The following is a 21,542-nucleotide window of genomic DNA, read 5'->3' as shown; positions in this document are numbered from 1 at the left end:
CCTAGTAATCCGAATAAAGCCGCACGGGCGTCGGCGTCACGAGCCAGTTGCGCGGCGCGCGCGCATCGAACGCATAGCGCAGGTACACGAGCGCCGAGCTCGGCGCATAGTCGTGCGACCGGTCGATGTGCAACTGCGCGCCGACGCTCAGGTGCGGGTTCACGCGATACTCGACGATGCCGTTCACGCCGTACGAGAACGACACGCCGCGCGTCGAACTGCCCGCGTACACGAACCCGGCGGCGACCTGGGCGGCGCGCTGGCCGGTGAGCGTCGGGTAATACAGCGAATCCTTCTCGTAGCTGTTCGAGATCCCGCCGGTGACGGTCAGGTCCCACGACAGCGCATCGTGCCGCCCCGCCCATTCGATCGGCACGCCGAGCGACAGATAGCGCTGCGGGCTGTAGTAACCGCCCTGCCCGTACGTGTAGTAGCGCAGGTTCTGCGCGTAGTGCCACGCATTGCCGACGAGCCCGGTGCTGACCTTCATCGTCGCGCGCTCGTACACGGGCACCGTAAAACCGGTGCGTAGCGTGACTTCCGCATTGCGCTCGACGTTGCGGCCGGACAGCACGCCCGCGCCGAGTTCCGCGAACAGGTTCGTGCGGCCGACGTCGACCGACGCGCGCAGGCTCACGCCGTCGCGGCGCACGCCGCCCCACACCGCGCCGGTCCACGGGTCGCGCATCCCCGCGTACGACAGCACGCTGCTCGTTTCGGGCCGCCGCGACGCATTCACCGAGAAACTCGCGGGGCCCGCGTCGAAGCGGTAGCGCACGCCGCCGACGAGGTAATGCACGGGGAAGCCGAGCGGCGACGTGCCGAGATCGAAGCGCCACGCATCGGACAGGTAACCGGCGCCGAGCGCGACGCCCGTGGTCGACTGGTGCAGCGAGCCCGGCGGATTCGCGAGCAGCGCGGCGGCCGGCGGATTCGGCTGCGCCCTGAACGCCGCGTACGTGCCGAACGTCTTCAGCGAATACGCGTTCAGGTCGCTGGTATCGAGCGTGCCCGGATCGAGGTGTACGGTGTCGATCTGCGCGAACACGTGCCCGTCGTAGCGGACCGGCAGCTGCATGTAGATCGGCACCTGCTGGGCGCGATACGACGAGATGCCTTCGTCGCCCGACTTGTACGCGGGTATCCAGCCGGTCTCGATCTCGGGATTGCGCCGCTGCGCGAGCTCCGCGAACGCGGCCTGCGCGGGCGTGAGCCCGTCGCGACCGGGGCTCACGCCCGTCGCGCGTTCCTGCGACTGCGACAGCCGGTACAGCGACGCCGCGTCGTCATAGCGGCCCTGCGCCTCGGCCACGCGCCCGGCCGCGACCGTCACGTCGGCGCGCGCCGGATACGCGGCCTGCAGCCGGTCCGTCACCTGCGCGGCTTCGTCCGGGCGGCGCAGCGCGTTCAGGCGGCGCACGGCCGACAGTTGCGTGTCGACGTCGTCGTCCGGCGTGCGCGCCAGCACGGCCTGCACGCGCTCGCGTGCGGCGGCACGGTTGCCGCTGTCCTCGTCGATCCGGGCAAGCGCGAGCTGCGTATCGGCATCGTCCGGCGTACGCGCGACGACCGGCGCGAGCGCGTCGCGCGCCGCGTCGTAATGCCCCTGCGCGCGTTCGAGATCGGCGAGTTCGAGCGCATAACGCTTGTCCGCGCGGCCGGCCGGGCTCGCGCGATCGAGCAGCGTGCGCGCCCGTGCATAGTCCTGTCGTGCGATCGCGTCGTCGGTCTGCCGCAGCACGAGCCGCAGCGACTGGTCCTCCAGTCGCGCCGTCTGCGCGGGCGTCAGCGACGGATCGCGGCGCAGCGTGTCGAGCCACGCGGCGAGCGCCTCGTCGCGCCCCGCGCTGCCGAGCAGGTCGCCGTAGCGCAACCGCACGTCCGCGTCGGCTTCGCGCGGATGCGCGGCGATCCAGTCGCGCAGCGGCGCGAGGCCGCGCTCGGGGTCGCCCGCGTCGATCCACTGCGCGCCGATCGCCGCGAGCATGTCGGGATCGTCCGGCGCGCTCGCCTGCGCGTGCGCGAGCGTGGCCGCGAAGGCCGCGCGGTCCCCGCGTGCATGCGCGCCGCGCGCGTCGGCCAGCGCGCGTTCGGCATCGAGCTTGCGCGCGAGCGCCCGCATCCCGTCCGACCGGTGCGCGTCGTCGACCGGCGCCAGCGCGGCCTGCGCGCCCGCGACGTCGTCGATCGAGTTGCGATACAGCGCGCTCGCGTAGCGCATCTCGGGCGTGTCGCTCCGCGCGAGCCCGTCGTCCATCACCGTGCGGCCGAGCTGCGGCAGCCCCATGTCGCGATAGAGACGCGCGAGCGCGAAGCGCGTCCATGGCGCGTCGGGCGCCGCGCGCACGGCCGCCTCGTAGCGCTGCGCGGCCGGGCCGCGCGCGCCCTTGTCGGCCAGCGCCCGCGCTTCGTTCGCGAGCACGTCGCCGCGCAGGCCGTCGAGCGTGCGGCGGTCGTCGGCGCCCGTCACGCGCCCTTGCAGCGCGTCGAGTAGCGGGCCGATCCGGTCCGCGCGGCCGGTGTTTTCATACAGCGTGGCCGTGTCGCGCACGGCCGACAGGCTCGGCGAACGCGCGGCCAGCAAGCCGCGCAGCAACGGCTCGGCCCGCGCCCAGTCGCGCTGCGCGAGCAGCGCATCGGCGAGCTGCAGCTTCGCGTCGGGGTTGTCCGGCTGCATCGCGAGCGCCGCACGCGCGGCGCGCTCGGCATCCTGCGCGCGCCCGGCGCTGGCCGCTTCGCGGCCCTGGGCGAGCAGCCCCCAGAACTGCGCGGTACGCGCGAGGCCTTGCCATTTGCCGCGCTGGTCGGTCGCACGCGTCGCGGCCCGCGCGAACAGCGCGCGCGCTTCGTCGTGCCGCCCTTCGCGCAGACGCAGCAGGCCGAGGCCGCCCAGCGCATCGGCGTCGTCCGAGCGCGCCCGCGCGGCACGCGCGAGCAGCGGATCGGCGGCGGCCAGGTCGCCGCGCGCGAGCGCCTGCAACCCGCGCTGCTGCGCGATGTAGTCGGGATCGCGTTCGAGCCGGCGCTGCGCGTCGCGCTGCCGGTCGAGGCCGGCAGCGCGATCGCGGAATTCGGTATCGTCCGGCGCGAGCGCGAGGTACGCGTGCAGCGCATCGAGATACGCGGGGTCGCTGCCGGCCGACTGCAGCACGCGCCGCCACAGCGCCATCGCTTCCGTATGGTCCGCGTCGGCGCGCTTCGCGAGCGACCACGCGATCCGGTTCGCTTCCGCGCGCGTGTCGTCGCGCTGATTCAACAGCCGCGCGAGCGCGACCGACGCGCTCGTGTCCCGCGGATCGGCGGCGACCGCGCGGCGCAGCGCGGCGATCGCCGGCTCGCGCCCGCCCGGCGCATTCGACACGATCTGGTAATACTCGGCGCCCAGCGCGCCCGACGGCGCGCCGTTCGGAAACAGCGCGACGATCCGCCGGGCCGCCTCGTCGGCGCGGCCGCTGCGCGCGAGCAGCCGGATCTGCGCCATCTCGCCGCGCCCGCTCGTCGCGACGCGGTATTCGTCGGCCACCCGCCGCGCGGCAGGCGCATTCGGCGACTGCGCCTGCAGCCGCGCCAGCGACGCCTGCGCGCCTTTCGCGTCGCCGAGCCGCAGCAGCACGCGCACCTGTTCGGCCAGCAGGTCGGGATCGCCCGGCGCGATCAGCAGGCCCTTGCGCAACGCATCGCTTGCGAGGTCGTCGCGATGCTTGATGCCCCACATCCGCGCGGTGTCGAGCTCGCGCCGCGCATCGGCGGCAGCCGAGGTCGCCGGTGTCGCGGGGTTCGCGATCGCCGTGCCCGTGGCAGCGCCCGGCGCCGCCGCGCATACCGACGACGCGAGCCACGCGAATCCCGCGACGTGCGGCGCGGCGCGCTTCAGCGGGCGGCGCACGAACGGCCTCCCCAGCGGGTGTCGAGCGTGCCGTCCGCCCCGAACCGGTAGCGGCCGTCCCGCCAGCCGAGGCCGAACAGCGTCAGCACGCTCGTGTAATAGCCGGGCGCCGACTGGCGCGCGAGCGTATCGACGCGGGCCGCCTGTGCATCCGCGAGCGCGTGCTGTCCGCGCGCGTCGAGGAACGGCACGGCGGCCGCGGAGAAGCCGCCGTTGCCGTCGTTGGGCCCCGCGACGCCCGTCGTCGTATCGACCTTCTCGGGCGGCGCGCCATGCGCGGCGATATGGTCGGCGAACGGCGCGAAGCGCGCGAGCAGCGGCGCGGCGAGCGGATCGGCGCGGTCGAGCGTGCCGGCCCACAGGTACACGCGGATCGCGTTGTACGCACTCTCCGCATGCGTGTCCGGATCGGGCCCGAAGCCCTTGCCCGCGCGATACAGCGCCCAGTCGGGCGAGAAGCCCTTCGGCGCGGTGTCGAGCAGCACGCGAGCGGTGCTGGATGCCAGCGCGACCCAGCGCCGGTCGTCGGGCAGCCGCGCGCCGAGCGCGCGAATCACCTGCGGCGGCGAATAGCTCGGATTCACGCGCCATTGGCCGTTCGCGAGCTTGAAGCCGGTCGGCCCCGGCAGCAGCGTGAGACCGAGGCCCGGCACGGTCGCCGTCTCGTCGTCGAGCACGCGCTTCGCGAGCAGCGCGCCGCGCGCCGTATAGCTGCGCTCGTGCCACAGCCGCCCGGCCTCGACGAGCACATACGCGATCCACAGGTCGGCGTCCGACGCCGCGTTCGCGTCGAGCACGCGCCACGCGCCGTCGGGCGCGCGGCCCCACAGCCACGCCGGCAGGTGCGCGCTCAGGTCGCCCTGCGCGAGGTTGTTCTCGGTCCATGCGAGGATCGTGTCGAACATGCGCCGGTCGTTCGCGACCAGCGCGAAGAAAAGTCCATACGCCTGCCCCTCCGATACCGTGCGCGAATCGGCCGAGCCGACGTCGATCACGCGGCCGTCGGCCGAGATGAAATCGCGCTTGAACGCGTCCCAGCGCGGCCACGCCGCGCCGCATCCCGCGCCCGCCGCATCGGCCGCACCGGCCGCCGCGGCGTGCGCGCGCGTGGTCATGCCGACCGCCGCGCACGTCATCGCAACCGCCAGCGCGAGCGTCGCGCCGACACGCCGCGCCGGCTGCGTTGCCCGTCGCTTCGTCATTGCCCGCGCCATCCGTTACATCCCCCGTCGACGCGCGGCGATTCGCTGCAGCACGCTGAACACGCCGAGCGCGAGCAGCAGCCCCGCGACGACGCCGACCGCGCCGAGCACGACCGGATGCCGCGCCGCCTCGGTCCACACGCGCGCATACCACGGCACGAAGCCGACCACGTAAGGCTCGCCGACCCGCAGGCTGTCGACCTGCCCCGGCCGTACCAGCGCGAGGTCGCCCTGCAGTTGCGACACGAGCCCGGCGTTCTCGAACACGTCGAGCAGATCGCCGAGGCGCGGCTGGCCGGTCGCCGTCAGCGCGACGACGCTGCGGCCGCGGCTGCCCGGCAGCTCGAAACCGGCGAGCGCCGCGAGCGGGCCCGCCTGTTCGATGTGCGCGCCGCCGTCGGCGACGCCCACGCCGTTGCGCCAGCGCTCCTTCACCGTGAACGCGACGCGCGTCGCGCCCGCGCCGCCGGCCCCGCCCTGCTCGCCGATCGCGAGCGGCAGCGCCGTTCGCCACTGCGCGAGCAGCGGCGACGCGGGCGAGCCGTCGATCACGAGCAGGTCCTTGTGCCCCGACAGCGCGGCGACGTCGCCGGGCCGCGCGACCTGCACGCGCAGCGCCGGGAAGCCGGTCCATTCGCCCATGTGGCCGAGCATCGTCAGATAGGCCTCGAGTTCCTGCGGCGACGGCCGGTCGGGCAGTACGACGGCCGTCTGCGACAGGTCGGCGAAGCGCGTGAACGGGAAGCCGCTGTTCGCGAAAAACGCCAGATTCGGCAATTGCGCGTAATGGACGAAGTGCGAGAAGTCGATCGTCGAATCGGGATCGATCGCCGCGCGCTGCGGCTCGGTGGCCGTGCTCGAACACAGGCCCGTCTTCTGCGAATCGAGCGTGAAGCGGAACTGCAGCTGGTTGCCGCTGCCGACGCGGAACGCGGGAATGTCGACGTCGCTCGTCACGCGCCCTTCCGGCACCGACAGCAGCGGCAGCTGCATGCGGCCGTGCGCGTCCTCCGCCTGGGCCGGCCCGAGCCGGTACGACTTCACGAGCTGGTCGTTGATCTCGACCGCGAGCGTCGAATTGTCCTGCACGGTCGGCGCCGTGTAGCGGTAGCGCAGCGTGATCGGCACGCCCGCGCCGTTCCACGAATGCAGATCGGCCGGCACGCGCAGGTTCAGCCGGATCGCGTCGGGCGTCGTGCCGCGCACTTCCAGCTGGCGCGGGTCGTTCACGAGTTCGCGGAACGCGATCGGCCGGTTCACCGGCAGCCAGCGCGGCGCGTCGTACGGCTTGCGCGGCGCGCCGAGATCGACGTGCGCAACCGTCGCCGCCGGCCCCGACAGCGCCGCGCGGCCGAGCACGAGCGTCGCGACCGCGTCGTCGACCTCGGCCGCCGTACGGCCCGTGACGACCAGCAGCTTGCGGCCCGGCGCGGCCGGGTTGTCGGCGACCGCGAGCAGCGGGCCGTTCACGGGCGGCAGCGCGAGACCGGCCGGCAGCGTCGCGGCCGTGCCGACCACGACGGCCTGGTCGTCGGCCGGCAGCGTGGTCGCTACCGGGAAGCGCGCATGCCGATAGTCGGCCAGCGCGCCGAACCACGACGCGAGCACGCCCGCGCTGCGCAGCGTCGCCGAATCGGGCGCGGCAGGCAGCACGAACGGCAACCGCACGCGGCCATTGTCGCGGCGGTCGAAGAACGGCGCGGGCAACAGCGCGAGATCGTTCGGCAGGCGCACCGGCGATTCGTCGAGGATCAGCTCGCTCGTCGGGCTCACGTCGGCCCACAGCGCCGAGTTCGTCGGATCCTCGCAATGGTCGAGCGTGTAATGCGCGATCAGGCGCAGGCCGATCTGGTTGAAATCGGAAAAGTAACGCGGATCGATCGGGATTTCTTGCGTGACCGTACGGCCCGCGCGCGCGGCGTCGAACGGGACGGTCGCGACCACCTCGCCGTTCACCGACACCTTCAGGTGCGACAGCGGAAAGATCAGCGACGGCGAATACGCGTAAGTCAGGCGCAAGCGCGCGCCCGCGATCACGCGGTCGAGCCGCACGCCGGCGTTGATCGTGCGGGCGTCGTCGGCGCCGCGCAGACGCAGCGGATCGAACGCCCCGAGCGATGCGAACGGCACATGAACGGTCGTCGCCGGCAGGCCGGCGGCCGGCGCGCTGGCCGCCGGCGCTGCCGCGGGCACCGCGGCCGACGCCGCATCGGGCGCCGCCGCGTGAGCGGCCCCGGCCGTCGAGGCGGCGGCCGGCACGGCCGGCATCGGTGCGGCCGACAGCGCGGCCGTATGGAAAGCGCCGGTCATCGCGGCCGTCAGGACGAACAGCGACACGGCGGGCTTCATGCGCGGCCTCGCGTCGTCACGATCGTGCGGTGATCCTGCGCGTCGCAACCGACGCGCGCAAAGCAGCTATGCCCGTGAGTGCACATCCCCTCTGCTTCCCCTCATATCTGGCTTGATTGCATTTATCGGTACGACGCGGCGGATGCTTGAATAACCGGTTCGTCGCGCTGAGGGACGCCTGGCATCGGCGCCCATCATTCGTCACACTATCTCAAAAATAGAACAAAACTTACCGTGATTCGCGACTGAGAAGCGAAAAAATCTCAATTCGGTCGGAAATGCTGCGCAGGAAGAGTGAATGGCAAGAATTGCGCCGTTGCCAGCCGGACGGCTGGAACGGCATACCGCCGGCGCGATACGGCTGGCCGGGCATCGGCCACGTTCCGTTGCGGACCGGCCGGAATGCGCTGCCGCAAGCGGCGCGTATGCTACCGCAAGTACGCGCCGCGCGACGTACTTTCTTCATGGAAAACCGACCTGGATCAAATCGCCGGCTCCGCCACCCCATCCGCCGATCGCTGCTGCGCAGCAGCGCGGCTCAGGCCGAAATCGCGAAACTCGGCCTCGACCTCGGCAGGGTGATGGCCTAGCAGGTGCCGCAGCTCACCGGCGCGAGCGCCGCCGCGGTCGAATTCGCCGAAGGCGACGACATGGTGTACCGCGCCGCGTCGGGCACGGCCGCCGGGATGTTCGCGCTACGGTTGCGGCTCGGGCAGCCTGTCGGGCCTGTGCGTGCAGCAAGGCGAGTTGCTGCACTGCAGCGATTCGGAAACCGGCCCGCGCGTCGATCGCGATGCGTGCCGCCGGGTCGGCCCGCGCTCGATGCTCGTGATGCCGCTCACGCATGCCGGCACGACGATCGGCGTGCTGAAGGTGATATCGCCGGCCGATTCGGGCACGCTGCGGCTGATGGCCGACCTGATCGCCGCCGCGATGTTCCACGCGGCCCGCAACGAAGCGAACGAACGCTACCTGCGCGCGACGCACGACGCGCTCACGGGCCGGCGAGCCGTTCGAATTCGACGGGCATGCGCTGCGGCTCGGCGTCAGGGTCGGCATCGCGATGCTGCCGGACGACGGTACCGACGTGAATGCGCTGATCGAGCATGCGGACCAGGCGATGTACGAGCCAAGCGCACGCGGACGCAACGGACGGCCCGCGCGTCACGCGTGACGCGTCGCATGCAGCGCTAGCCGATCGGCGACACCGCGATCGCGATACCGACGACGAGCCACTGCACGACCGCGACGAGCACGGCGGCCCGGCACAGCCCGACCGCGCCGCGCACGCGCGCGTCGAGCGCGCGCCCGGCCTTCGTCGCATCGATCCAGTCCAGATCGGCGAGCGCGCGGTCGAGCGCCGCGAGCCCGTCGTCGACCGACCCGTCGCCGTCCACCGCCCGCGCCAGCGCGGCAAACAGCCGCCGATCGATCTCGATGCGCACCGCGTACCACAGCGCCGCGATCCCCGATCCGGTGCTGACGACGACCAGCAGCACGCGGGCGAGCGTCGCCGGCGGCCAGCCCGCCGCGATCCATCCGCCCGCGCCGGCCGCGGCCAGCGCGACCGCGATCGCCCACGCGCCCGCATCGAGCACGCCGCGCGCGGCGGCGATCCTGAACGGGCCGGACCGATCGCGCATCACACCGGCTCCGCGTCGCGACGGCGATCGATCCACTGCTGCAGCACGGCCACGCCGTCATCCGACCACACCGCGTGCGGCCGGACCGCGCGCACCGCGGCCAGCGCGTCGCGCGCATCCGTCAGCCCGCGCCGCGCGGCCAGCCAAGCGGCCGCGCACAGCACGCTGCGTCCGTAGCCGAGCGCGCAGCAGACCAGCACGTCACGCCCGTCGTCGTGCAGCCGCCCGAGCGCCGCGACGGCCTGCGCGAGCTGCGCCGCCGTCGGCGCGACGAGGTCGAGCTGCGGCACGCACGCATATGCGAGCGAGGCATCGGCCGCCGCCCAGCGCGGCATCTCGGCGGTCAGGTCGATCAGTGCGGTGAAGCCGTGGCGCCGGATCTCGCGCGTCGTCGGCGTCCGGCCGATCGACACGCGCTCGTCGATCCGCACCGGCGCCGGGTGCCGGAACGTCCACAGCCGTGAATTGACGAACGCGCCGGCGATCGTCGGCGCAAGCAGCCAGCCGATGGAAACCGGAAACCGCCCCTCCGCATCCTTCTGGAACGCGCCGGGCGCGCCGCGCCGGTATGCCCATGCGACGCAGGCGAGCGCCAGCGCGACCCACCCTGCCGCCAGCACCCACCCCGGCGCACGCGGCACGCACGCCAGCGCCGCGAGCGCGACCAGCGCGGCGCCGAACGCATAGCGGCGCGCGAGCGCGCGACCGGCCGCGGACGGCGACGCCTCGGCGCCGGCCAAGCGGCCCGCCGCATCGCGCAGCGGAAACAGGAACAGCGCGAGACAGCCGACGGCCGCCCCGGTCGGCACGTCGATCGCGTGATGCTGGTAAGTCGTCAGCACCGACACGCCGATCGCCGCGAACCACAGATGCAGCACGACGCGCGCGAACGTGCCGCGCACGTGCTTCGCATAGACGGCCCACAGCACGACGAGCAACCCGATATGCAGCGACGGCGCCTGGTTGAACGGCTTGTCGAAACCCATCAGCAGCGTGAACAGCGCACCGGCCACGCCGCCCGCGTCGGGCCGCTCGAAGCCGAAGCGCAGCGGCCACGCGACGAAACACGCGACCGACACCAGTTGCACGGTCAACAGCCGCTTCACGTGATCGAGCAGATCGTCGCGGCGCGTCCAGAAGAAGAACGACAGCGCATACAGCAGGTCGATCGACCAGTACGGCACGATCGTCCACGGCACGAACGGGATCGCATGCTCCCAGCCGAACGCGAACGTCGGCACCGCTTCGCGGCGCGCGGCGAGCCAGTTCGCGAAGCCGTACGTCGAGAAGAACACGGCGCCCATCGCCGCAAGCCAGCACAAGCGCAGCGCGAACGACGCGTCGCGCGCACCGGCCGCCGGCTCGGCCAGCCCGCCGCTCGCGTCCGCGCCGCCGCCGAGCGCGCTCATGACGCGTCGACCCGCTGCGCGAGGCTGACCGTGAAGATGCCCATCTCGTCGATCCGCTGGTCGAGCTTGCGGAAACCCGCCCGCGCGACGAGCTCGTCCATTTCGGCCTGCGAACGGCGGCGCATCACCCAGGTCGACTCGCCGCGGTGGTTGTTCAGCGCACGCGCGATGAATTCGAGCTGCGGATGCCACGGCTGCCCCGTATAGACGAGATAGCCGCCCGGTGGCACGGCCTGCGCGAGCCCGCGCAGCGAGCGCTCGATCAGCGCGTTCTCGCCGAACAACTCGTACAGGCCCGACACGATCGCCAGCGTCGGCCGCGGCTCGAGCGTCGCGAGCGATGCCTCGTCGAACGCATCGCCGCGCTCGAAGCGCGCGATCGGCTCGAGGCCGCGCTGGGCGATCAGCACGCGGCCGGCCTCGACGTTCGGCGGGCTGTAGTCGCGCAACGTGATGTCGTCGGGCGCCGCGCCGTCGCGCTCGGCGGCCGTGGCGATCGCGTCGAGCACGTAGCGCCCGTGGCCGGCCGCGATGTCGACGATCCGCACCGGCGTGCCGTTCCCGCGCAGGCGGCCGATCGCCGTGCCGATCAGTTCCTGCAGATGCACCTTGCGCTGGCGGATGCCGACCCAGCCCGGCGAATCGAGATACGTGCGGTCGATCAGCGCGCCGATGCCGAACCGCCCCTGCGCGCGGTTGCGGTACACGTAGTCGAGCGTCGAGCCCGAATCGAAGCCGAGCCGCAGCCCGAGCGCGATGCCGTCGGACAGCGCACCGCCGGCTTTCAGGCCGGCGCGCGTGAGCGCCCAGTACGCCCGCGCGAACACGCTGGCCGGCGGCCGGCCGAGCGCCGCGTATTCGTCGTGGAACGCGCCGCGGCGGTCGGCGTCGGCAAGCGACACGCGCGGGCTCGGCGCATCGAACTCGCGCAGCACGAACGCACGCAGCGGCGCGAGCGCCTGCGCGCGGTCGCGCTCGCCGAGCGTGTCGTGATAGAAGCCCGGCAGCACGATGCGCTCCTTGCGCGCCGCGCCGAGCCGTTCGAAGAAGCGGTCCTGCGGGCCGCGATGCACGACCCAGTCGGCGCCCGAGATCAGCAACTGCGTCGGCACGGTGATCGCGGCGGCATCGGCGACGATCCGCTGCGCGGTATCGTGCAGGTCGAGCAGCATGTTGACCGCGATCGGCCGCGTGATCAGCGGATCGGACGCGTAGCTCGCGATCCGCTCCGGGTCGTGCGTGAGGAATTTCGGCTTCACGTAGCTGTTCACGTAGAACAGCCCGCGCAGCTTGTGCATCAGCCGCAGCCCCGGCCGCGCGAACGGCACGTAGAGCTTGATGTGGAATGCCGGGGACGCGACGACGAGCGCGCGGATCGGCGGCGCGTAATCGTGCACCCAGGCCGCCGCGAGCACCGCGCCGACGCTCTGGCCGACGACAGCCAGCTCCTCGATCGCGATGCCATGCGTGTCGCGGATATGCTCGACGAAGGTCTGCAGGTCGCGCACCGACGCGGCCGCGCTCGGACTGTAGCCGCGCGCGCCCGGCGAGCGGCCGTGGCCGCGTGCATCCCACGCAAAAAAGGCGAAATCCGGCAGGTCGAGCTCGTCGACGAGGTGCGCGACGCGCGCCGAATGTTCGTGCCCGCGATGCAGCAGCACGATCGCGCCGCGGCAGCGCGGGCCCGTCGCGGGCCAGTGACGATAGAACAGCGTTGCGCCGTCGTGCGTGATGAAATCGGCCTCACGGGCCGTGCGTGCGTTCATGCGATCTCTCTCGTTTCGTTATTCGAATGGTGTGGCGCCGCCCTCGGGCGCCGGGTCCGTCAGCGGCCCGCTTCGGCGATGCCGGCCCGCACGCGCCGCACCGCCGTCACGATCGACAGCACGATCAGCAGCCGCCACAGCCACGCGGCGACGCCGCCGACCGGGAAGCCGAGGCCGATCCACAGCGCGAACGCGCCGAGGGCCAGCGCGCGGTCGCTCTTGCCGAACGGGCCGTCGTAGCGGCGCGTCGCGCCGACGAGCGGGCCGATCAGCCCCGCGCATTCGACGATCACCGCCGTCAGCGCGAACAGCCAGACGTCCGCCGGAGCGAACGCGGGAATGGCGAGGAACGGCAGCACGAGCGCGACGTCGGACACGATGTCGCCCAGTTCGTTCAGGTACGCGCCGAGCGTGCTCTTCTGCCCGTGCTCGCGCGCGAGCATCCCGTCGATCGCATTGAGCGCCATCCGCGCGAACAGCCACAGCGGAATCAGCAGGAACAGCGCGCGGGCGAATACGCCGAGCCCGGCGAGCGCGCCGACGACGATCGAGCCGCCGGCCGCGAACAGCGTGACCTGGTTGGCCGTGACGCCGCGTTCGGCGAGCGAATTCGCGAACGGGCGCAGATGGTTCTGGAATTTGGGTTTGAGTGCGTAGAGGCTCATCGTTTCGTATTCGTATTATTCGCGCGGCACGGTCGGATACGTTTCCCGCCGCCATGCCCCGGGCGGCGAAACGGCCGTCGTCGGCCTGGATTGAACGGCCCTCATCGTCGCCGAGCCGCCCCGATGCGTCAAGCATGCGGCCCGGCCCGCCCGCGTGGCGCCAATCTGGCGTTTTTCGGCGAAACTCGCGATAATCCGCTGGCCCGATCGCCGCGAGATTCCATTCGAACTGCAGACGGGCACTCGTGCAACAGCCGATTATCACGCCGCCGACCGGCGCATTCGCCGCGACGCAACCGCGTGCGACGGCGAATCGTCCGATTATCGCGGACCTGCGACAGGCAGCCACGAACTTTGAAAAAATTTAAACAAGAGCCGTTCGGCGCGCATCCTGCCGCGCCGGCATTCCGGGGTTCCGTCCGCCGCGCGTGCGCGACGGGCCGGGCATGCACGCAGGAGGCCACGCGCCGATGAACATCCTCAACGTCTGGCAGCGTGACTTCCTGCTGTCCATCGTGCGGCTCGTCGCCGGCGCGTATCCGGTCTGGCATCAGGCGCCGCCGTCCCCGACGCAGAAGATCTACTTCTCGAACCACACGAGCCACATCGACACGCTCGCGATCCTCGCCGCGCTGCCGCGCGACGTGCGCGCGGTCGTACGGCCGGTCGCCGCGCGCGACTACTGGGACAGCAGCGACGTGAAGCGCCACATCGCGCAGAAGCTGCTGAACGTCGTGCTGATCGACCGTCACCGCGAATCCGGAGGCGATCCCCTCGACCCCGTGCGCGACGCGCTGCGACAGGGTCACTCGATCATCATCTTCCCGGAAGGCACGCGCGGCGCCGACGTGCTGCCGCAGCCGTTCAAGAGCGGGCTGTTCCATCTCGCGACCGAGTTCCCGGACGTCGCGCTCGCGCCCGTCTACCTCGAGAACCTGCAGCGCATCATGCCGAAGGGCGCGATCTGGCCCGTGCCGCTGATCTGCAAGGTGCATTTCGGCGCGAACGAAGCGCTCGGCGCCGAGGAAGACAAGCCGACGTTCCTCGCCCGCATGCGCGACGCGGTCATCGCGCTCGCGCCGCCGCAGCGGCCGGCCGGCTGAACGCGGCGCGCCCCCTTCTCCCTTTTCCGGATACCAACCATGCGAACCCTCTTCTGGGAACTGGTCGCGGGCGTCACGGGCGTGCTCGTCGTCGCGACCGTGATCGGCGCGATTCTCGGCGCGCGCAGCGGCGGCACCAGCGCGACCATCGTCAACCTGAACCAGCGCATCCGCGCATGGTGGGCGATGATCGCGATCATGGCCGTCGCGATCGGCCTCGGCAACAACGTCACGTACCTGGTGTTCGCGCTGCTGTCGTACCTGACGCTGCGCGAGTTCATCACGCTCACGCCGACCACCGCGAGCGACCATACGACGCTCTTCATCGCGTTCTTCGTCGCGATCCCCGTGCAGTACCTGCTGCTCGGGATCAACTGGTACGGGATGTACTCGATCTTCGTGCCCGTGCACCTGTTCTTCGCGATGTCGCTCGTGTCGGCGCTCACGCAGGACACGCGCGAATTCCTGAGCCGCAACGCGAAGATCAACTGGGCGCTGATGGTGTGCGTGTACGGGCTGAGCCACGCGCCGGCCGTGCTGATCCTCGACATCCCGCGCTACGCGGGGCAGAACGCGCTGCTGCTGTTCTTCTTCCTGTTCGTCGTGCAGATCAGCGACGTGCTGCAGTACGTGGTCGGCAAGCTGTTCGGACGCCGCAAGATCGCGCCGCAGCTGTCGCCGTCGAAGACGATCGAGGGCTTCGTCGGCGGCGGCCTGCTGGCCACGCTGTGCGGCGCGTCGCTGTATCGCGTGACGCCGTTCAGCTTCGGCGCGGCGTTCGGGATCTCGCTCGCGATCGTGATCGCCGGCTTCGTCGGCGGGCTCGTGCTGTCGGCCGTCAAGCGCTCGCTCGGCACGAAGGACTGGGGCTCGATGATCGCCGGCCACGGCGGGATGCTCGATCGCGTCGATTCGATCTGCTTCGCCGCACCGGTGTTCTTCCACCTGGTGCGCTACCTGTACGTGTGACGCAGTTGCGCGATACGCGGGCGGCGCAATGCCGCTCGTTCCTGCGCGCGAGGGATCAGTACCCGTCGCGCAGCGCCTTCGGCACGACGTAGCGGCCGCGCGCGGCGTCGAACTTCACCGTGTAGCGTGCATGGATGGCCTTGTCGCCGCGCGTGCCCGTTTCCGTGACCGTCAGCGGATAGACGTCGCCCGTGCCGGTCGTGTCCGGCGCGATCTCGAAGCGGCGCTCCTCGCAACGCGCGCGAGCATGCGCGCATTCCGTCGACTCGGCATTGTCGAGCGCCTCGTCGATGCGCGCCGCCGCATGCAGCAGTGCATCGCCGTATGGAAGCCAGATCGAACGAAAGCGTTGCGTGTAGCCTTGCCGTGTGTCGCTTTCGCCGATGACGAACCCGAATAGGCGCGGCCCGAGCCGCTCGATGCGCACCGTACCCGGTTCGCCGCGCTGGCCCGATGCGATTTCCGTTGTCTTCGCGACCGGCTCGAGCGTCGTGCCGTCCGAAGAAGGCCTCAGCACGTACAGGTCTACCGCGCCCGGCGTCACGTCCGAATCCATGCCCGGCATCCCGTTCTGCACCGCCGCCTCGGTCTCGCCGCACATCGCGAGCAACGTGCGCGGGCCGTCCGCGGTCGCCACGCGCAGCATGCCGCACGGCGAATGGATGAAATCGCCGTCTTCCGCCTGCCAGCCCTTGCGGTCCGCGCGCCAGTTGCCGTACGTGTCGTGGATGAAGGTTTTCAGTTGACGGTCGAGCTGGGGCGGCTCGGCGGCATGAACGGCCGACAACGCGGCGAGCGCCGTGAGTGCCGTGAGCGCGCCAAGGGCGGTGAGCGAAGCCGCGAGCGACTTGAGACGTCGGTTCCGGTTCTGGACAGTCATAATGAGATCAGGTCGGATTAAGGTGTGGCCGATCGTTGCAAACTCAACGGAGCAAGGTTGCCAGGGCGATACCGGCGGCGCCGCGGCGGCCAGAGGCGGGACCACGACGCCCGCCGCGCCCTTCCCGCCGGCCGGCGTCACGATCTCGTTGTTCATTCCAGGCATCCGTTCGATACGCGCGGGAATCGGCCCGCGAGGCCGTAGCGTACACGCACGGGGACGCGCCGCAAGCGTCGAGCGGCCAGCCCGACATGGATACGCGCGTGAGCCCGACCTTGAAGCACGTCGTCTGGCACCGTTCGGTCGGCACCTCATCACGTCGCGAGTGAACGCATCGAGCATGCGGACGGGCGTCGCGAACTGCTGATCCCGTGAACGCCCGGCCCCGTCCCGGCCGCGATGCCTGCGTCACGCCGGGTCGGGCACCTCGATCGCCAGCAGCGCCGAACTGACCGACTTGCCGTGCGCGTCGAGCGCGAGCGAGCGCGTCACCCCGCCGCCGAGCGCATCGCGCAGCACGAAGTTGAACGCGCCGAGCGCGGGCAATTCGTAGCGTACGACGTCGCCGTGCACGATGCCCGAGAGCCACGCCTTCACCGCGTGCGCATCCAGATGCGTGCGCAGATGGTCGTAATGGCGCGGATCGCGGCAGATGACCGACACGTTCAGCGTATTGCCCTTGTCGCCGGTGCGCGCATGCGCGAGTTCACGCAGTTGCATCAGGCCTCCACGAATGAAAACGACGGCGTCACGGCCGCGCGCGGCAGCAGCACCGACTGCACGGCGATCACCTCGCGCGTCGACTTGAACGCGCCGCCGCCGCCGGCCGGCCCGTTCGTATAGAGCGTCTCGACTTCGTTGCCGATCCGCGCGGCTTCGGCGGCGTTCGCCGCGCGGCCGGCCACCCGCACGCGCACCTCGGCCGGCTCGCCGCGCACGGCCGGCGCCGCGTCGCCATACAGCGCATCGACGCCGATCAGGTCGAAGCGCAATTCGCTCGCCGCGACGCCGGTCAGCGCGAGCCGCTCGCGAACGATGTCGAGCGCGAGACGCGCACGCGCGAGCGCACCCGGCCCGCCGTACGAGATCTGGCCTTCGCCGATCCAGCCGTCGACGTACGCCACCGACACCTTCAGCGTATCGGGGCGCGCCGTGCCGCGCCCGCCCGTCACACGCACGCGATCGGCCGCTTCCTCGGCGACCGCCACGCGCGTGAAATCGGCCACGACGTCGGGTTGCAGATACCGCGCCGGGTCGTGAATCTCGTAGAGCAGCTGCTCCTTGCAGGTCGCCGCGCTCACGCGGCCGCCCGCGTGCGGCACCTTCGTGATCACGACCGTGCCGTCGGCCGCGACCTCGCCGATCGGAAACCCGAGCCGCGCGAGATTCGGCACGTCCTTGTAGCCGGGATCGGCGAAATAGCCGCCCGTCACCTGCCCCGCGCATTCGAGCAGATGGCCGACGACGGTCGCAGCCCCAAGCGCGTCCCAGTCGTCCATCCGCCAGCCGAACGCGTGGATCAGCGGCGCGGCGAACAGCGACGGATCGGCGACGCGCCCGGTCAGCACGACGTCCGCGCCGGCCGCGAGCGCGTCGACGATCGGTGCGGCGCCGAGATACGCGTTCGCGGACACGATGCGGTCCCGATACGCGGCGACGTCGTCGCCCGATTCCTCGAAGCGGAACGCGCCGCGCAGCACGACGTCGAGCACGTCGTCGCCTTCGACCGCCGCGACTTTCAACCCCGCGATGCCGAGCGACTGCGCGATCCGCGCGGTACGTCGGGCGGCCTCACGCGGGTTCGCCGCGCCCATGTTCGACACGATGCGCACGCGCTTGCCCGCCGCGACCGGCAACACCGCGTGCATCCGCGCGTCGAGCAGCGGATCGTAGCCGAGCGCCGGATCCTTGCGGCGCGCCTGCTGCGCGATCGCGATCGTGCGCTCGGCCAGGCATTCGAAGACCAGGTAGTCGAGCTGCCCGTGTTCGGCCAGTTCGACCGCGGGCTCGATCCGGTCGCCCGAGTAGCCGGCGCCCGCGCCGATGCGCACGCGCCGTTCAGGTTGCTTTGCTGTCATGTCCGTACCGTCGTCCGGCGAGCGCATCGCCGGCAGGAATCAAAAAACGCCGAGCACGACGCACGCGATCGTCATCACGATCGACGCGCCGAACAGCAGCGGAAACGTGAATTTCTGATGCTCGGCCAGCTCGATTCCGCACAGCCCGACGACGAGGAACGTCGCCGGCGTGAGCGGGCTGACCGGAAAGCCCGTCGTCATCTGGCCGAGCAGCGCCGCCTGTCCGACCTGCACGGCCGGCACGCCGAGCTGGCCGGCCACTTCCGCGATCACGGGCAGCACGCCGAAGTAGAACGAATCGGGATCGAACAGCATGCTGAGCGGCATCGACGCGAGGCCGAGCGCGACCGGAATATGGCCGGCCATCGACGGCGGCACGAAGCCGACCGCCGCCTGCGCCATCGCCTTCAGCATCCCGCTGCCCTGCATGATCCCGGTGAACACGCCGGCCGCGAGCAGGATGCCGGCCATCATCAGCGCGGCACGCGCATGCGCGTCGATGCGCTTGCGCTGCATGTCGACGTCGGGGTAATTCACCATCAGCGCGATGCACAGCCCGACCATGAACATGATCGCGGGCGGAATCTTCTCGCCCATCACGACCATCGTGCCGAGCACGACGAGCGTCAGCACGAGGTTGAACCAGAACAGGTGCGGCCGGCGCAGCGCCTGCTCGTCGGGCGTCAGTTCGCGCCGGGGCAGCGGGATCGACGCATCGTCGCGCGACAGGCCGAGCCGCTTCTCCTCGCGCCGCCCGAGCCAGTACGCGACGCCGAACACGAACACGAGCCCGATCGCCTGCACCGGAATCAGCGGATTGAACAGCGCCGACACCGGCAGGTGCAGCGACGCCGACGCGCGGATCATCGGGCCCGTCCACGGCAGGAAGTTGATGCCCGCGGCCATCGACACGGCCGCGGCCAGCACGCGCCGGTCCATCTTCAGCCGGTCGTACAGCGGCAGCACCGCGGGAATCGTCACGAGAAAGCACACGGCGCCCGAGCCGTCGAGGTGGATCAGCAGCGCGAGCAGCGTGGTGCCCATCACGATGCGCGTGGGCCGCGTGCCGACCGCGCGCAGGATCCGGTCGATGATCGGGTCGAGCGTGCCGGCGTCGGTGATCGTCCCGAAGTACAGGATCGCGAACACGAACATCCCGACGACGGGCGCGAGCCCCTTCAGCCCGTCGATGACGAATTTGCTGGTGTGCAGCCCGAAGCCGCCGAGCAGCGACGCGGCGATCGGCACGACGATCAGCGCGACGAGCGGCGACATCCGCTTCGACAGAATCGCGGCCAGCAGCACGACGATCGTGCCCAGCCCGAGTAACGGCAGCATCCGTGTCTCCTACCTTGTCTTTTGTTGGAGACGAGCGTAAGGTCGGCGCAGCGATAGCACAATTGAAATGATTTGATCGCAGCAATCACGAACCGTTATGGATCTGAATCTTCGCGACATTCGCGCGTTCGTCACCGTCGCGCACGTCGGCAACTTCACGCGCGCGGCCGCGCGGCTGCACCTGTCGCAGCCGGCGCTGACCGTGCAGATCCGCCGGCTCGAGGAAATCGTCGGCGCGCGCCTGTTCGACCGCAACAGCCGCAGCGTCGCGCTCACGCAGACGGGGCGCGAACTGCTGCCGCTGTTGCAGCGCTCGCTCGACGACATGGAGCGCGTGCTGCGCGATGCACGCGCGCTCGGCGAAGGCGCGAGCGGCACGGTGCGGCTCGCGTGCCTGCCGACCTTCGCGTCCAGCGTGCTGCCGGAGCTGATCCAGTCGTTCCGGCGCGACGTGCCGCGCGCGGGCTTCGAGATCCGCGACGGCGTCGCGAGCCTCGTCACCGCGCTGGTGCGCAACGAGGACGCCGATCTCGGGCTCACCGGCGGCGATACGTTCGATGCGTCGCTGGACGTGCTGTATGCAGGCGCCGACCGGCTCGTCGCCGTGTGCCCGCAGGATCATCCGCTCGCGCGCAAGCGCCGCGTCACCACCGCAGACGTCGCCGGCGTGCCGCTCGTGCTCACCGCGCGGGGCACGAGCGTGCGCAGCGTCGTCGACGCCGCGCTGGACGCGGCCGGCTGCACGCCCGACATCGCGTGCGAGCCGACCTACATGATGACGGCCGTCGCGATGGTGCGCGGCGGCCTCGGCGTGACGATCCTGCCCGCGACCGCCCGCGAGGTGCGCGCCGAACCCGAACTGGTCGCGAAGCCGATCGACGATCCCGCGTTCGTGCGGCCGATCGCGCTCGTCGCGAAGCGCGGGCGCACGCTGCCGCGCGTCGCGCAGGCGTTCGCCGACCTCATGCTGGCCGAATTGAAAAAGCGCGCATGAAGCGCGCCCGATTCGGGAAAGTCCGCGCGGCGCTTACTGCGCGTCCGGATCGACGTGCAGCGATTCGCCGATCGCATAGAAATTGCCGCCCGCGATGTAGTGCAGGCTGCGCAGCGCGGGATCGGCCGATTCGAAATACCAGTGGCCGTCGCGAAACACGCGCGTGTCCGACCATGCGCCGATCACCTCGCCGATGAACAGGTCGTAGGTCTGCTGATTGTGCGGTTCCGGAATCAGCCTGCACGCGAGCCAGCCCGAGCAGCCGGCGACGAACGGCAGGTCATGACCGTCGACGTCGAACAGCGTGACGCCCGCTTCGCGCAGCTTGTCGGGCCGCTCCGCGAGGCTGCGGCTGCCGACCGCATGCGTGAGCTGCAATTGCGCGGCCGTCGGCACCTGGATCACGAACGTGCCGCTGCGCTCGACGAGCTCGCGCGTCTTCGCGGATTTGTCGAGCACAACCGTCAGCTTCGGCGGCTGGAAGTCGAGCGCGCACGCCCAGGCGGCGGCCATCACGTTGTCGACGCCGTCGTGGCGGGCCGACACGAGCACGGTCGGGCCGTGATTGAGGAGACGATAGGCTTTGTTCAGCGCCACCGGCGCGATGTGACTGTCCATACGGATTCCTTGGAGAACGAGGCGCACGGACCCATACCGTGCGGCGCGGCGCCGGCCGTCGCACGTGCGTGCGGCCGGGCCGAAGGCTGCATTCTCGCACCCGATTTCAATCGGCGCCGGCGCCGTGGCCGGTCACTTCGCGAACAGCTGACCGATGTCGCGGAACGCCTTGAATTCGAGCGCATTGCCGCACGGATCGAAGAAGAACATCGTCGCCTGTTCGCCGACCTGCCCCTGGAACCGCACATACGGCTCGATCACGAAAGTCACGCCGAACGAACGCAGCCGCTCGGCCAGCGCTTCCCAGCTCGCCCAGTCGAGCACGATCCCGAAATGCGGCACCGGTACGTCGTGGCCGTCGACCGCATTCGTATGCGCGCCTTCCTGCGACGCGGTTTTCGGATGCGCGTGGATCACGAGCTGATGCCCGTAAAAGTTGAAGTCGACCCACTGCGCACTCGAACGCCCCTCTTCCAGCCCGAACACGCGGCCGTAGAAATCGCGCGCGGCCGGCAGGTCGTAGACCGGAATCGCCAGGTGAAACGGGGAAAGACTCATGATGGCCTCGTAAAGGAACGCTCGCGTGTCGCGAGGACGGCACCATGGTAGACAACGCCGCTCAAAAATTAAATCAATATAAAA

Annotated in this window: 18 protein-coding genes and 1 pseudogene; 6 read left to right on the top strand and 13 right to left on the bottom strand. The window is 70.9% G+C overall.

All coding sequences use genetic code 11. The features are described 5' to 3' along the window. Position 1: 1 nt before the first annotated feature. The 3 genes from CFB49_RS06885 to bcsB are packed head-to-tail and all read right to left on the bottom strand — an operon-like array spanning position 2 to position 7,437. Positions 2-3,886 (bottom strand): cellulose synthase subunit BcsC-related outer membrane protein, encoded by a 3,885-nt coding sequence (locus CFB49_RS06885; RefSeq protein WP_089490963.1) that lies wholly within the window; start codon positions 3,884-3,886, stop codon positions 2-4. Further along, complete coding sequence (bcsZ, locus tag CFB49_RS06880; protein WP_089490962.1) at positions 3,871-5,100, bottom strand: cellulose synthase complex periplasmic endoglucanase BcsZ; 1,230 nt, start codon at positions 5,098-5,100, stop codon at positions 3,871-3,873. Before bcsZ ends, CFB49_RS06885 begins: the two co-directional genes overlap by 16 nt. 3 nt (positions 5,101-5,103) lie before the next feature. Next, positions 5,104-7,437, bottom strand: coding sequence for a cellulose biosynthesis cyclic di-GMP-binding regulatory protein BcsB (gene bcsB / locus CFB49_RS06875; RefSeq protein WP_089490961.1), 2,334 nt, complete (start codon positions 7,435-7,437; stop codon positions 5,104-5,106). A 278-nt stretch (positions 7,438-7,715) separates the two neighbouring features. Here bcsB and CFB49_RS36705 point away from each other — a divergent pair, with 278 nt between their 5' ends. The 3 genes and pseudogenes from CFB49_RS36705 (at position 7,716) to CFB49_RS36695 (ending at position 8,611) form a co-directional block, all read left to right on the top strand. Next, the gene (locus tag CFB49_RS36705; RefSeq protein ID WP_249190248.1) at positions 7,716-8,027 is read left to right on the top strand and encodes a hypothetical protein; all 312 of its coding nucleotides are present in this window, start codon (positions 7,716-7,718) and stop codon (positions 8,025-8,027) included. Between the two features lie 142 nt (positions 8,028-8,169). Then, positions 8,170-8,313 (top strand): annotated as a pseudogene (locus CFB49_RS36700) (GAF domain-containing protein); the annotation flags it as partial. A gap of 157 nt (positions 8,314-8,470) precedes the next feature. Continuing rightward, positions 8,471-8,611 (top strand): diguanylate cyclase domain-containing protein, encoded by a 141-nt coding sequence (locus tag CFB49_RS36695; RefSeq protein WP_249190276.1) that lies wholly within the window; start codon positions 8,471-8,473, stop codon positions 8,609-8,611. Between the two features lie 16 nt (positions 8,612-8,627). Here the strand turns inward: CFB49_RS36695 and CFB49_RS06865 are convergent, their stop codons facing one another. Genes CFB49_RS06865 through CFB49_RS06850 form a run of 4 tightly spaced genes read right to left on the bottom strand, consistent with a single transcriptional unit; the run spans position 8,628 to position 12,920 of the window. Next, the gene (locus tag CFB49_RS06865; protein ID WP_089490960.1) at positions 8,628-9,080 is read right to left on the bottom strand and encodes a hypothetical protein; all 453 of its coding nucleotides are present in this window, start codon (positions 9,078-9,080) and stop codon (positions 8,628-8,630) included. Continuing rightward, positions 9,080-10,489, bottom strand: a complete 1,410-nt coding sequence (locus tag CFB49_RS06860; RefSeq protein WP_089490959.1) for a phosphatase PAP2/dual specificity phosphatase family protein — start codon at positions 10,487-10,489, stop codon at positions 9,080-9,082. Before CFB49_RS06860 ends, CFB49_RS06865 begins: the two co-directional genes overlap by 1 nt. Then, positions 10,486-12,255, bottom strand: coding sequence for a bifunctional alpha/beta hydrolase/class I SAM-dependent methyltransferase (locus tag CFB49_RS06855; RefSeq protein WP_089490958.1), 1,770 nt, complete (start codon positions 12,253-12,255; stop codon positions 10,486-10,488). The genes CFB49_RS06860 and CFB49_RS06855 overlap by 4 nt, the downstream gene beginning before the upstream one ends. Positions 12,256-12,314: 59 nt before the next feature. Then, the gene (locus CFB49_RS06850; RefSeq protein ID WP_069617178.1) at positions 12,315-12,920 is read right to left on the bottom strand and encodes a CDP-alcohol phosphatidyltransferase family protein; all 606 of its coding nucleotides are present in this window, start codon (positions 12,918-12,920) and stop codon (positions 12,315-12,317) included. Between the two features lie 470 nt (positions 12,921-13,390). Here CFB49_RS06850 and CFB49_RS06840 point away from each other — a divergent pair, with 470 nt between their 5' ends. After that, positions 13,391-14,023: a lysophospholipid acyltransferase family protein gene (locus tag CFB49_RS06840; RefSeq protein WP_089435337.1), complete on the top strand. Its 633-nt coding sequence runs from the start codon at positions 13,391-13,393 to the stop codon at positions 14,021-14,023. A gap of 39 nt (positions 14,024-14,062) precedes the next feature. Continuing rightward, complete coding sequence (locus CFB49_RS06835) at positions 14,063-14,992, top strand: phosphatidate cytidylyltransferase (protein ID WP_006481850.1); 930 nt, start codon at positions 14,063-14,065, stop codon at positions 14,990-14,992. Positions 14,993-15,047: 55 nt separating this feature from the next. Here CFB49_RS06835 and CFB49_RS06830 read toward each other — a convergent pair whose 3' ends face one another. The 4 genes from CFB49_RS06830 to CFB49_RS06815 all read right to left on the bottom strand — a co-directional run bounded on the left by CFB49_RS06830 (position 15,048) and on the right by CFB49_RS06815 (position 19,288). Further along, on the bottom strand, positions 15,048-15,872 hold the full coding sequence (locus tag CFB49_RS06830; RefSeq protein ID WP_089490957.1) for a topoisomerase IV: 825 nt from the start codon (positions 15,870-15,872) through the stop codon (positions 15,048-15,050). A gap of 408 nt (positions 15,873-16,280) precedes the next feature. Further along, positions 16,281-16,592, bottom strand: coding sequence for an AtuA-related protein (locus CFB49_RS06825; RefSeq protein ID WP_089490956.1), 312 nt, complete (start codon positions 16,590-16,592; stop codon positions 16,281-16,283). Then, positions 16,592-17,950: an acyclic terpene utilization AtuA family protein gene (locus CFB49_RS06820; RefSeq protein WP_089491429.1), complete on the bottom strand. Its 1,359-nt coding sequence runs from the start codon at positions 17,948-17,950 to the stop codon at positions 16,592-16,594. Before CFB49_RS06820 ends, CFB49_RS06825 begins: the two co-directional genes overlap by 1 nt. A 39-nt stretch (positions 17,951-17,989) precedes the next feature. Continuing rightward, positions 17,990-19,288 carry a CitMHS family transporter gene (locus tag CFB49_RS06815; RefSeq protein WP_089434872.1) on the bottom strand — a complete coding sequence of 433 codons (1,299 nt, stop codon included), beginning with the start codon at positions 19,286-19,288 and terminating at the stop codon, positions 17,990-17,992. Positions 19,289-19,385: 97 nt separating this feature from the next. Between CFB49_RS06815 and CFB49_RS06810 the strand changes: the two genes are divergently transcribed. After that, the gene (locus CFB49_RS06810) at positions 19,386-20,282 is read left to right on the top strand and encodes a LysR family transcriptional regulator (protein ID WP_089490955.1); all 897 of its coding nucleotides are present in this window, start codon (positions 19,386-19,388) and stop codon (positions 20,280-20,282) included. Positions 20,283-20,315: 33 nt separating this feature from the next. On the opposite strand, the gene CFB49_RS06805 is transcribed toward CFB49_RS06810, so the two are convergent. Together CFB49_RS06805 and CFB49_RS06800 are read right to left on the bottom strand one after the other, a co-directional pair. Beyond that, entirely contained in the window at positions 20,316-20,900 is a 585-nt protein-coding gene (locus CFB49_RS06805) for a flavin reductase family protein (RefSeq protein ID WP_069617172.1), read from the bottom strand. A 132-nt stretch (positions 20,901-21,032) separates the two neighbouring features. Beyond that, positions 21,033-21,458: a VOC family protein gene (locus tag CFB49_RS06800; RefSeq protein WP_089434869.1), complete on the bottom strand. Its 426-nt coding sequence runs from the start codon at positions 21,456-21,458 to the stop codon at positions 21,033-21,035. Positions 21,459-21,542: the final 84 nt, after the last annotated feature.

Origin of the sequence: Burkholderia sp. AU17457, from assembly GCF_002223255.1 — a bacterium.
In the GTDB taxonomy this organism is placed as follows: domain Bacteria; phylum Pseudomonadota; class Gammaproteobacteria; order Burkholderiales; family Burkholderiaceae; genus Burkholderia; species Burkholderia sola.
The sequence above is the reverse complement of the archived record's forward strand: the minus strand, read 5'-3'. Positions and strand labels throughout refer to the sequence as shown.